Annotated in this window: 8 protein-coding genes; 5 read left to right on the top strand and 3 right to left on the bottom strand. The window is 66.1% G+C overall.

Annotated features, from left to right (window positions below; all coding sequences use genetic code 11):
• The first annotated feature begins 354 nt into the window (after positions 1–354).
• The gene (locus tag ACODS0_RS25170; protein ID WP_121506551.1) at positions 355–1,665 is read left to right on the top strand and encodes an HD-GYP domain-containing protein; all 1,311 of its coding nucleotides are present in this window, start codon (positions 355–357) and stop codon (positions 1,663–1,665) included.
• Positions 1,666–1,674: 9 nt separating this feature from the next.
• On the opposite strand, the gene ACODS0_RS25165 is transcribed toward ACODS0_RS25170, so the two are convergent.
• Complete coding sequence (locus ACODS0_RS25165) at positions 1,675–2,280, bottom strand: IPTL-CTERM sorting domain-containing protein (RefSeq protein WP_488837885.1); 606 nt, start codon at positions 2,278–2,280, stop codon at positions 1,675–1,677.
• Between the two features lie 187 nt (positions 2,281–2,467).
• On the opposite strand from ACODS0_RS25165, the gene imuA reads away from it, so the two are divergent.
• The 3 genes from imuA to ACODS0_RS25150 are packed head-to-tail and all read left to right on the top strand — an operon-like array spanning position 2,468 to position 8,148.
• Complete coding sequence (gene imuA / locus ACODS0_RS25160) at positions 2,468–3,352, top strand: translesion DNA synthesis-associated protein ImuA (RefSeq protein WP_228895105.1); 885 nt, start codon at positions 2,468–2,470, stop codon at positions 3,350–3,352.
• Positions 3,315–4,868 carry a Y-family DNA polymerase gene (locus tag ACODS0_RS25155; RefSeq protein WP_488837883.1) on the top strand — a complete coding sequence of 518 codons (1,554 nt, stop codon included), beginning with the start codon at positions 3,315–3,317 and terminating at the stop codon, positions 4,866–4,868. Before imuA ends, ACODS0_RS25155 begins: the two co-directional genes overlap by 38 nt.
• Before the next feature lie 16 nt (positions 4,869–4,884).
• Positions 4,885–8,148: an error-prone DNA polymerase gene (locus ACODS0_RS25150; protein WP_488837881.1), complete on the top strand. Its 3,264-nt coding sequence runs from the start codon at positions 4,885–4,887 to the stop codon at positions 8,146–8,148.
• Positions 8,149–8,189: 41 nt separating this feature from the next.
• On the opposite strand, the gene ACODS0_RS25145 is transcribed toward ACODS0_RS25150, so the two are convergent.
• Both ACODS0_RS25145 and ACODS0_RS25140 read right to left on the bottom strand, forming a co-directional pair.
• Complete coding sequence (locus ACODS0_RS25145) at positions 8,190–8,705, bottom strand: M23 family metallopeptidase (RefSeq protein WP_488837879.1); 516 nt, start codon at positions 8,703–8,705, stop codon at positions 8,190–8,192.
• A gap of 43 nt (positions 8,706–8,748) precedes the next feature.
• On the bottom strand, positions 8,749–11,040 hold the full coding sequence (locus ACODS0_RS25140; protein ID WP_488837877.1) for an AsmA family protein: 2,292 nt from the start codon (positions 11,038–11,040) through the stop codon (positions 8,749–8,751).
• Between the two features lie 204 nt (positions 11,041–11,244).
• Here ACODS0_RS25140 and ACODS0_RS25135 point away from each other — a divergent pair, with 204 nt between their 5' ends.
• A complete protein-coding gene (locus ACODS0_RS25135; RefSeq protein WP_488837875.1) occupies positions 11,245–12,162 on the top strand; it encodes a pseudouridine synthase in 918 nt (305 codons plus the stop codon).
• The last annotated feature ends 118 nt before the right edge of the window (positions 12,163–12,280 follow it).

Genomic DNA, 12,280 nt, shown 5'->3' with positions numbered 1-12,280 from the left:
TACGCGGGTGAAGTCCAAAGAAAAACCACCGAGTCGCAAACTAACTGTTCCAGTATTGGAAACAATGCCGCCAGAGAATTTCAGGGTTTACCCAAATTTTTAGCCTGAAAAGAAGGCTTGAACCGCTTTTGCATGCAATGAATGAAGCGTTTATCCGGAATGGTGATCCATGGCTGCAGGACGGGCTGAATCGGGTGGTGAATGGCGTGCAGGGAAGTCTCCCGGCCTTGTGAAACACGGGGGGGCGGCGACTGGGACTTGATCTGGCTCAAGACTGTGTGGGGCCCGGGTATTTTTCGTGGATGCCCCTCGGGGAGAACGCTCTATAGTCCCGAATAAGCTTTTGTTATCTGCATGACGGACACCCTTGCGCCTGCGGGCATCGACACTTCGGACAGCCCCCACTACTTGCGCGCGTTGACCGACATGGCTGACCGGCGCACGGTGGTTGCTGACGCAGCCATTTACACCGACAAAGGTATCAAGCTGGTCGAAAAAGGCGCACGCATCGACAGCCGCCTGTATGACCGCCTGGTGCAGCACAAGCTGCGCGAGCCCATTGACCGCCATCTGTCCATCGAGAATCCCGTGGACGTACCCGCTTTGCTCGCGGCGGGGCAGGCCATGAGCGAACAGGAGGTGCTGCCCAACCTGCTGGCAGAAGCCCTCGGCTCGGCGGCCCGGCTGCTGGCGCCGCTGCGCTCGCTGCCCTTGCCTCCATCCATGGCCTGCAAGCTCACCGTGATGCGCGATCAGCGGCCCGGACTGTTTCAACACAGCCTGCAGATGATGACGGTGGCCGTGTTCCTGGGCATCAAAAGCGGTCTTGCTGAGCGCGACTGCGCCAATCTTGCGGCAGCAGCCTTGCTGCACGATCTGGGTGTGCTGCACATGGATCCGGCCTGGGACGATCCCGACCACAAGGTCGTTGGTGTTCAGCGCAAGCATCTGGTGGCGCACCCCATCACCGCCATGCTCATGATCCGCGATACCCAGGTCTATCCCCGGGCTGTGGATGTGGCGGTGCTGGAACACCACGAGCGCATGGATGGCAGCGGCTACCCGCGTGGCCTGGCCGGTGCGGACATCTCTGTCCTGGGCCGCATCCTGTTGCTGGCCGAGGTGGTGGCGGCGTTCTATGAAAAATACGACGACATGCCCGCGCAGCGCCTGTCGCTGGTGCTGCGGCTGAACCATCGCAAATTTCCATCGGCCCTGGTGGCGCACATCCTGCCCCTGCTGCAGGAAGAAGTCGCCCGGGAATCTGCCCTCATGCCGCTGGGTAACGATGCCTCGCGCCAGATCGACCTGCTGGCCGAAGCTTTTGAATGCTGGGATCAGCTCAAGACCGCACTGCCTCCCGAAACCAGTGTCAAGGCACTGCCGGGAAGCGCCTTTGTGTTCCTCGATGCGCGTCTGCTGGCTTTGCAAAAAGCCTTGCTGGAGGCCGGTTCACACCCTCGGCAGCAGGGTGAACTCATGACCCAGTTGCAGGGCGATGCCATTGGGATGGCTGAAGTGGCGCTGGTGGGGCGCGAGGCGCTGTGGCAGCTGCAAAGTATTGTGAATGCCAGCTATCGCCGCTGGCCGCAGCTGGCAGACCGCGCCACCCCTGCGGATGCAGCGGTGGCGGATTGGTGTGATTGGGCAGTGCGGAAGCTTTGAAAAGGGTGGTCAGCCCACCCGGCTTCGCAGCCAGAACCGATGGTGCATCGCCCAGCCAGCCATGAGCACCGCGAGGACCAGCAGCCCCCATTCAGACAGCGTCGGAATGGATGCTGGCGGCGCGATGCCGATGTGGACCGTGAATGAATCCGCTGTCGGGCCCGAGCCCCAGGTCCACAGATAGGTGCCCGGTGTGAGCCCCAGGCTGGCCAGCGAGGTCGCAGTCCAGGTGGCCGAGGACGTGAGCGCAGCGCCCGAGGCGTAGCCTGCCGGGGCGAAGACGAAACCGGGCATTGTGCTGTCCAGGCCCACCATGTCGCCAGATCCAGCATTCGCCCCGACAGGGCCTCCGCCTCCGAACGCTGGTGGGCCGGATATCCCCAGGTAGGCGTCCACGGTGCCAGCCGTGTCGGTGAAGACCAACCCAGCCGAAGCAATGACCCCGGGGGACAGAGGCCCGCTGCCCGCAGGCGAGAGGGCCCCCAGATTCAGGCTGCCACTGCCACTGGCGACCACATTGCCACCGCTTTCAAAAAAGTAGAGCGTATAGGCCGCGAACGTGTTGCCGGACAGGAGCAGCAACAGGGCGACTGCTGCCGATTGGATTGTTTTCATTCAACGGACCCTCTCTTTTTTGTCCTGCCCATTGTAGGGAGCGTGGTGTGCGTTGGCCCAGCTTTATAGGGCCTGGGACGCGTTGCCTCCAAAAACCCCTCACCCCAAAGTCTTCTCCGCCAGTTGCCCCGCTGCTCGAAATACTGGTTATATTTACAGTATTCATATTGTTCTTCTCGTCTTCGCCATGCCTGCGCTACGCCACTCCCTGGGGGTTGTCGCGTCCGATCTGCCATTGACCGTGCCCGGTGTCTGGCATGCGGACGCATTGGGTGCGGGCCAGTTGCAGGTGCAGTCCACCGGTTATGGTCCTCTGGATGCGCAGTTGCCCGGTGGGGGCTGGCCGGTGGGGGCGTTGAGCGAGGTGCTGCAGCCCCTGGCGGGCCTGCACGAATGGCAGTTGGTGCTGCCTGCCCTGGTACAGGCCACTGCCCCGCGCTCGGGGGCGGTGGTGGTGGTAGCGCCGCCTTGCGAGCCTTTTGGACCGGCGCTGCAGGCCCAGGGCTTGTCAGCCGAGCGGCTGTGTGTGGTGCGGGCCGATGCCGCCGCTGCGCTCTGGGCGGCAGAGCAGGCGTTGCGTTGCCGGGAGGTTCTGGCCGTGATGGCCTGGCTGCCGCAGGTGCAGTCCGCAGCCCTGCGCAGGCTGCAACTGGCAGCAGCGCAGCAACGTCAACTGCTATGGGTGTTTCGCCCGGCCAGTGCTGCGGCGCAGGCCTCACCAGCCTTGCTGCGGCTACAGGTGCAGGGGATGGCCATGCCGGGAGGTGTATGCACAGTCCCCGGGATGCAGGTGCACATTCTCAAGCGCCGGGGGCCGCCCCTGGCGCAAGGGCTGGATCTGCCGGGCTGTCATCCCCGGCTGGCCCAGGTGCTGGCGGCCCAGGCCGGGCGCCGGCGTGCAGCGCAGGTGGATGCTGGTAGCACCTTGGTGGCAGGTCGCCTTGCTGCGGCAGCCAAGGCATCGGGGGCGTTGCCCATGCGCCCTTCATTGGAGCTGCTGGTGCCGTTGGGGGCGGGGCCAGAGGGGAGGGCGCATGCACTGGATCGCGCTGCCATTGCCCTGGTGCGATGAGGCATCCGCACCGCCTGCAGGGGCTGTGCCCACCGCTGCGGCAGGCTGGTGGGCCTTGCGTTTTACCCCGCGTGTGGCACTGGTGGATGCAGAGGCTGTGCTGCTGGAGGTGTCCACCACCGAGCGGCTGTGGGGCGGGCGCGAAGTGCTGCTGGCCCAGGTGCTGCAGGCCTGGGCCTGGGCCGGGGCATCTGCCAGGGGCTCTGCCCCCCCCGCTGCCCAGGTCGCTGGCGAGTGTGGGCCTGTAGGGGAAGGGACGGCGGCGGGCGCACAACCGACGGGTGTACCCGTGATCTGGGGCAGTGGCCCCACCGCCCTGGTGGCGCAGGCCCGGCTGCGTGTGGCGTTGGCGGGGCAGGCTCTCCCTGCACAGGGGCCGCTGAGCCTGCCTCTGCACACACTCACAGCCTTGCGCCCGCATGTGGCCAGCCTGGAGCGCATGGGCTGCCGCACCTGGGGGGCACTGCGGGCGCTGCCCCGCGCCGGGGTGTCGCGGCGTTTTGGTGCGGCGGTGCTGCGGGTGCTGGACCAGGCCCTGGGAGATGCCTCTGAGGCCCACGCCTGGCTGGAGCTGCCCGAGCAGTTTGTGCTGACGGGCGAGTTGCCTGCGCTGGCAGAGTCGGCCGATGCGCTGCTCTGGAGCGCCAGCCGCTGCCTCACGGCCTTGCAAGGCTGGCTGCAAGCGCGGCAGCAGGGCGTGCTGGGCCTGGAGCTGGCCTGGCGCCATGACCTGCGGCGCATCGATGGTGTGGCCATCGCCCCCACGCAGGCGCTGCAGGTGCGCACGGCGCAGGCCACGCAGGACATGGGGCATCTGCGGCGCCTGTTGTCTGAAAATCTGGCGCGCACCACGCTGGCCGCGCCGGTCAATCAGATCACGCTGCGTTTGCTGGAGGCGGCCCCGCTGCCACACCGCAGTGCGAGCCTGCTGCCGCCCGACCATCTGGGCGGCGCCGACCCTGCTGGCGCCCAGGGCGAGGCTTTGCACCAGTTGCTGGAGCGCCTGTCAGCCCGGCTGGGAGCAGACCATGTGCAGGCCCCGGTGCTGCAGGCCGACCACCGCCCCGAATGCATGCAGCAGTGGCGCCCGGCGGCCGAGGTGCTGCGCGTGACGGCGGCGGCCTCAAAGCACGCTGCAGCCCGGAATGCCTCCGTCAGTGTTGCCAATACGGCGCTGGATGCAGCCCCCGATGCCCTGCTGCTGCCCACCTGGCTGCTGAATCCGCCCCGGCGGCTGGCGGTGCAGGGCAACCGCCCCTGCCACCACGGCCTGCTGCGACTGCTGGCCGGGCCCCACCGCTTTGAAGCGGGCTGGTGGTCTGCGGCCGGGGAGGGCGCAGGCCCGGCCCCCGGTGAAGGTGCCCTGGCCTTGCGCGACTACTTTGTGGCCCACAACGATGTGGCGGGGCTGGTGTGGGTGTTCCGCGAGCGGCTGGCGCCGGTGCCGTCCGTATCGGACGGCCCCCCAGCCGCCGTGCGGCCCCATCGCTGGTTCCTGCATGGGGTGTTTGGGTGATCTCTGCGGAGGCTCCATGGGCCTGACACCTTCCTCTGCATCGCCTGCACAAGCCACCGTGCTGCCGGGCTATGCCGAGCTGCACTGCCTGTCCAACTTCAGCTTCCAGCGTGGAGCATCGCATCCACAGGAACTCGTGAAGCGCGCGCTGGCGCTGGGCTACCAGGCCCTAGCGCTGACGGACGAATGCTCGGTGGCGGGTGTGGTGCGCGCTTGGGAGGCCGCCAAGGAATGTGGTTTGCACCTCATCGTGGGCAGCGAGTTTTTGTGGGGTGACGACCTGCGGCTGGTGGCTCTGGCGCGCGATGCCGAGGGCTGGGGCAATCTTTGTGAGTTCATCACCGCGGCCCGTGCGGTCGCATCCAAGGGGCAGTACCACGTGGGCCCGCGCAGCCCCTGGGGATTGCTGCAAGGGTGCGAGTTGCTGCTGGCGCCTATCCGGCAACGCTTTGATGCTTCTGATTTGATAGCTATTAGCGCTTGTCTATCCAGCGCTAGAGGCCAATTTGACTCAAATTTTGATGGCCATATCTGGTTGGCGGTCGAACTGCACCTGGCCCCGGACGACAGCCTGTGGCTGGCCACGCTGCAGCGTGTGGGTGCGGCGCTGGGCTTGCCGCTGGTGGCAGCGGGCGATGTGCACATGCACGCCCGTTCGCGCAAGCCGCTGCAGGATGTGATCACCGCCGTACGCTTGGGCCGCAGCGTGGGCGAATGCGGGTTTGCGCTGCAGCCCAATGCCGAGCGCCATCTGCGCCGGCGCGTGCGGCTGGCGGGCGTCTATCCGCCCGAGTTGCTGGACGCCACGCTCACCGTGGCGGGGCGCTGCACGTTCACCCTGGACGAAATCAAGTACCAGTACCCGCTGGAGACCGTGCCCGCTGGCATGACCCCCGCGCAGGCCTTAGCCTGGCTGGTGCAGGTGGGCGTGCAAGGCGTTTACCCGCAGGGCGCGCCACAGAAGGTGCAGGCGCAGATCCGCAAAGAGCTGGACCTGATCGCACACTGCCAGTACGAGATGTACTTCCTCACGGTGCACGACATCGTGCGCTACGCGCGCAGCCAGGGCATCCTGTGCCAGGGGCGTGGCTCGGCCGCGAATTCGGTGGTCTGCTACATGCTGGGCATCACGGCCGTGCCGCCCGAAAACTCACACCTGCTGTTCGAGCGCTTTATCAGCAAGGAGCGCAAGGAGCCGCCCGACATCGACGTGGACTTCGAGCACGACCGGCGCGAGGAGGTCATCCAGTACATCTACGAAAAATACGGCCGCGAGCGCGCCGCCATCGCGGCCGTGGTTACCACCTATCGCACGCGCAGCGCGCTGCGCGATGTGGGCAAGGCGCTGGGTGTGGCGCCGTCCTTGGTCGATGCCTTTGCCAAGGACCACCACTGGTTTGACGAACAGTTCGCCACCGACCGGTTGCAGGAACTGGCTGAAAGCCTGGGTGCACCGCTGCACCGGCACACGGCCCAGCTGTGGCTGGAACTGGCGGCGGACCTCAAAGGCTTTCCGCGCCACCTGAGCCAGCATGTGGGCGGTTTTGTGCTCACGCAGGGCAAGCTCACGCGCCTGGTGCCGGTGGAGCCGGCGAGCATGGAGGATCGTTCCGTCATCCAGTGGGACAAGGACGACCTGGACACCATGGGCCTGCTCAAGGTCGATGTGCTGGCCCTGGGCATGCTCAGCGCGCTGCGCCGCTGCCTGAATTTGCGCGAAGCCTTGCGCGGTGAGCGCTGGGACCTCCAGGGCATTCCGCGCGAAGACCCCGCCACCTACGACATGATCTGCGCCGCCGACACCGTGGGCGTGTTCCAGATCGAAAGCCGCGCGCAGATGAGCATGCTGCCGCGCCTGCGCCCGCGCGAGTTCTACGACCTGGTGGTGGAGGTGGCGATTGTGCGGCCCGGGCCTATTCAGGGCGGCATGGTGCACCCCTACCTGCAGGCGCGCGAACGCAGGCGCAGGGGCGAGCCACTGCAATTGGAGAAGCCTGAACTGGAAGCGGCCCTGGCGCGCACGCTGGGCGTGCCGATTTTTCAGGAGCAGGTGATGCAGATCGCCATGGTGGCGGCCGGGTTCTCTGCCGGCATGGCGGACGATCTGCGCCGGTCGATGGCGGCCTGGAAGCGCAAGGGCGGCGTGCACCGGTTCGAGCGCCCACTGGTCGGAGGCATGGAAGCGCGTGGTTACCGTACCGAGTTTGCCCAGGCCATCTTCCAGCAGATGCTGGGCTTTGGCGAATATGGCTTTCCTGAAAGCCACGCCCACAGCTTTGCCTTGCTGGCCTATGCCAGCAGCTGGCTCAAATGCCATGAGCCCGCGTGTTTTCTGGCCGCGCTGCTCAATTCGTTGCCCATGGGTTTTTACACCGCCTCGCAACTGGTGCAGGATGCGCGCCGCCACGGCGTGCGTGTGCTGCCCATCGATGTGACCTGCAGCGACATCGACTGCACGCTGGAGGGCGCACCAGAGCCGCTGAGACCTGCGCGGGGGCTGGGCGTGCCGCCACTGCCGCAGCCCGCTGTGCGTCTGGGCTTGCGGCTGGTGGGCAGCTTGCACAAAGATGCTGCCGAACGACTGGTAGAGGCCCGCGCTACAGGCCCTGCCTTTGCCAACACCGAAGACCTGGCCCTGCGCGCACAGCTGAGCCAGCAAGACCTACAGGCGCTCGCTGCAGCCGATGCGCTGGCGGGTCTGTCAGGCCACCGGCGCCAGCAGATGTGGGAGGCGGCCGCGCAGCACACGGCACCGCCCCTGCTGCGCGATGTGCCCGTGCACGAAGCGCCCCTGCAACTGCTCGCCGCGCCCGAGGGCGAAGAGATTCTTTTCGACTACGCCGCCACCGGCCTCACACTGCGCCGCCACCCGCTGGCCCTGCTGCGCCCGCGCCTTGCGCGCTGGCGCCTGCAGACCGCCCTGCAACTGAACACCGTGCCCCATGGCCGCAAGGTGCGCGCCTGCGGCATCGTCACTGTGCGCCAGCGCCCCGGCACGGCCAAAGGCACGATGTTCGTCACGCTGGAGGACGAGACGGGCCCCGTCAACGTGATCGTGTGGCCTGCGCTGGTGGAGACATGGCGCAATGCGCTGCTCAGGTCGCAATTGCTGGCGGTGGAAGGCGTGTGGCAGTGCAGCGTGCCCGAGGGGGAGGGGTCCGATGCGCCGTCGCCATCAGCGTCGGTAGTGCGCCACCTGGTGGCCCAGCGTTTCAAGGACTTGACACCGCTGCTCGGTCGCATGGCCCAGGCGCTGCAGGGTAGCCGGGACTTTCACTGACCTTCGGAGCGCTTCGGATCATCCTTCTGACTCCCTTGCGGTCACCGCTCCAGCAGATAAGCGTGGGGGTCGATGAAGAACGCTTTTTTGACGCCCTGCGTAGCGCCATCCACCTTCCACGGCACGGGCAGCATTCGCACGACGGAATAGTGCAGGTGTGGCGGCTTGCCCTGCGCGTTGCCGCTGGCGCCCAGCGTGCCAATCGCCTCCCCAGACGCCACGAAGGACAAGGCGTCTGTGCCGATCGAGTCCAGGTGCGCAAAGTAATGCAACCGCCAGCGCGGCCCGAGCACCAGCACCACCTTGCCGCCTTTGGCGATTTCTCCTGTGAACAGCACGACGCCATCCGTAGTGCTCAGCACTGGCGTACCGGTCTTGCCAAAGATGTCGATGCCCTTGTGCACACCCGAGCTGCCCCAGGGTTCGAACCAGAAGGACTTGGAATTCCAGTCTTTTGCGGAGGCCCCGGCCACGGGGATCTGGATGCGCTCCGGCAGTAACAGGCCCGCCACCAGCACGGCCAGCAGGGTGAGGCTCAGAATCTTTGCAATTTTCATGGCGCGATTATTCCGCGCTCGCAATCGTTGCAGTCGCTGTGTATCAGCGCGAAGGGTCTGCCTTGCTGGCGGCCTGCCGTGCAGGCTGCGAGGCCGTGCCGGCTGCCCCCTGGACTCCGGGCTTGACAGGCTGTTGGGCCAGGTTCAGCAGCGGCTTGCAATGGGTGTCGTCGTCTGCTGCCGGCACGGTGATGGGCACCAGGGCCAGCGCGGCGGGGGCCACCACGGCGGCTATCACCGCAGCGCCTGCGCGCAGCAGCAGCGGTCCGGCCTCGACGCCCACATCCGGGTTGCCAAACGTGCCCCTCACATACAGGGGTGAACGCAGCGAAAAGAACTTCCATTGCAAGGATTCGGGCTTGATGCGCAGGTCCAGTGCCTCGGTGCCCAGGTCGATGGTGCCCGTGGCCTCCACCACAGCATCGTCGGTACTCATTTTCACGACGCGGGCGGTTGCCAAGCCATCCACCACCATGAAGTCGGCCACCGCGCAGCGCAGGTGCACTTCCTTGTTTTCGCCAAAGAGCTTGCCCACGATGATGCTGCCCACGTTGAGCGCGGCCAGGTCCAGCATCTGCTTGCTCAGCGTGCCCTCGCGCACATACAGGCGCATCTCGCCCGTGCCGTGGCCCAGCAGTACGGCCATGCTGTTGCCGGTGCTCTCCAGGGCAATGGCTCCGTCCATGCGGCCAAAACTTTTCTTCATGAGCTGCACCTTGGGGAACAGGGCCGACAACTGCAGTCCCTGCACGGTGCCGCGTATCTGGGCCTTGAGGGGGGCGCTGCGGCCATCGATGGTGACCTGCGATTCGATCTTGCCTTCTGCCACGCCAAACGTGAGGGGCGCCAGTCTGAGCTGCGCGTTTTCCATTACGGCGCGTGTGCTCAGGTCCTGCAGCGGCAGGCTCTCGGGGCGGATGATGTGGCGGCCCTTGAACACGATGTCCATGTCCATGGCATTCCACCGCTCGGCCGCAAATTGCGAATCCGGCAGCACCTTGCCACCCTGGCTGCGGGTGCGTTGCGTGTTGCCGGACACGCGGGTGCCCAGCGTCGGCCCCAGGTCTGCCAGGCGCAGCTGGTTCGATGTCATGGTGCCGGTGAGCCGGGGGCGCGGTTTGCCCGAGGTGTATTTCAGCGACCCCTGCAGATCACTCTGACCCACCTTGCCGCGAAAATCGTTGTACTCCCACACCGCGCGTTCGGGTTCCAGGCTCCCGGTCAGCTGTCCGCGCGTTTCAAACGCCGGGGTGTTGGGCAGCACCAGCCCGGTCAGGTCGTACAGATCGGCCATGCTGCCGCCCTGGAGGAACACCTGAAAATCCAGCCCCGAGAGCGCCCCGGGGTTGGCCAGCACCCCTTCAGCCGACAGTGCCACGCTGCCCGCGCTGGCATCAATCTGCAGCGGATAGTTCACCACCTTGTTGCGCAGGCTGATGACCTGGCCCGCGCGCCCCTGTCCCTTGATCTGGGCCTTGGCATAGCGGCCCTTCAGTTCAAAGCGCAGGCCATAGGGCATCGCCCCCTGGGAGGATGTGCCGGGGGCCGCGATCGCTGCCGTCGGGGCTGTGCCACTGGCGGCGCTGGCGGAAGCCTTGGCGGCCGGGTTGCCGGGTGGGCTGGTGGGGGCAATGGGCTCCGTTGTGTCAATGCGCGCCTGCAGGTCCAGGTCTTTCATGCCATCGGCATAGGCCAACACGCCCTGCTTGAGCACGAGCCGGTCTACATCGAAGCTCCACCCGCTCCTGGGACCGTCCTTGCGCTCAAAGGTCCAGTTGTTGGTGCCATCGGCGGTGCGGGCCAGCGCCACCTGGGGGCTGGTGAGTGCCACGGTGTCGATCGACAGGTGCCGCCCCAGCAGCGGCAGCAGGCGCACCGTGGCGGTGGCGCTGCCGATGCGGGCCATGGTGGGCGCTTCCGGCAGATCGGCGTTGTCCTTGGGAGGCGTTTTGCCATCGGCACGCTGGAAGGGGGGGATGAACCCCGCCGGCTGGTCCATCACCAGGCGCTCGGCCTGGACGGTGACGCCAGGTATCCATCGTCGCCATCCTTCCTCCAGGGGTTGGGGCCAGTGCCAGGCTGCCGACAATTCGCCCTCAATCGCAAAGTGCCTGCCCGTGGCTTCGCTGACTTTTTCGTTAACCCAGGGTTTTGCACGGTTCCAGTCGATCACGGCCAGCAAGGCGCCGAGCAGCACCAGCAGCGCGGCCACTACACCCAGGGCCACCAGCAACCACCGTGCTACACGTCGACCAACCCCCGAGGCGGGTGCGGGGTGGCCGGTGGACGCGGCAGGGCGGGGAAGATCGGCAGAAGGCGTGGTGGGTGACGGCATGAAGGGTGTATGGGTTATGGCCGCATGCCGCAGAACAGCCATGCTGCACGGGACATGGGTGGGTGCCGCGTTTGCTCATGCGGCACCGGGCCTCCTGGGTTCATGCTAGCCCGCATTGGCGCGCCCAGTGGCAGTGCAGGCGCAACTGCCGCCCTTGTCCTACAGGCGGAAAACGGTGCTGCCGCGCCCTAAAATCCGCGCACCATGCACAACCCCCACCACCCCCACGCCCCGCCCATGCGCGATGGAGTGGGCCCAAGCTGCGTGGTGCTGCCCAGCCAGGGGCAGGGCAGCATGCTGGACTTTCTGGCGCAGCGTCTGCCCGTCGTGACCCGCGACGAATGGCTGCAGCGTATGCAGGCGGGGGATGTGGTGGACGAACGCGGGGAGCCCGTGTCGCCCGGGCGGCCGTTTGAAGGCAGCTTGCGCGTGTACTACTACCGCAGCCTACCCGCAGAGCCCGCCTTGCCTTTCACAGAAACGGTGCTGTACCAGGACGAGCACCTCGTGGTGGCCGACAAGCCCCATTTCATGCCCGTGACACCGTCGGGCCGCTATCTGCACAACACACTGCTGGTGCGCCTCAAGCGACAGCTGGGGTTGCCTGAACTGTCGCCCCTGCACCGCATCGACCGGGACACGGCGGGGCTGGTGCTGCTATCGGTGCAGCAGCGCACACGCGGGGCCTACCAGGCGCTGTTCCGTGACAAGCAGATCACCAAACACTACGACGCGATTGCGTCGTGGCGCGAAGACCTCGTGTTTCCGCGCGAACACATGAGCCGCCTGGAGGAAAGCCCTCAGTTCTTTCGCATGCAGGAAGTGCCCGGCGAGCCCAACAGCCACACGCAGATGCAGGTGCTGGAGGTGGCAAGGTCTGGCGCCTGGGCCCGGTACCGTCTCATGCCGATCACCGGCAAACGGCACCAACTGCGCGTACACATGGCCGCGTTGGGCCTGCCCCTGCGCAACGACCCGTTCTATCCAGTGGTCAACGATCCTCCCGAAGGAGACTACTCGCGGCCTCTGCAACTGCTGGCGCGGTCCCTGGAGTTTGCGGACCCGGTGTTGGGCGTGCCGCGGATGTTTGAGAGCAGGCAGCGGCTGAGTCTGGAAGATTAGGGTTTACCACTAGTAATCGCTATTTGCTCGTTGAGGGCTGGGTGGCCCTCATGAAAGCATGGCATTGCCTTGGGTTTTGTTTTTACACACAGATAAGGTAACTTGGTTACCTGTTCTG

The organism is Acidovorax sp. FG60 (assembly GCF_057808995.1).
The sequence above is the reverse complement of the archived record's forward strand: the minus strand, read 5'-3'. Positions and strand labels throughout refer to the sequence as shown.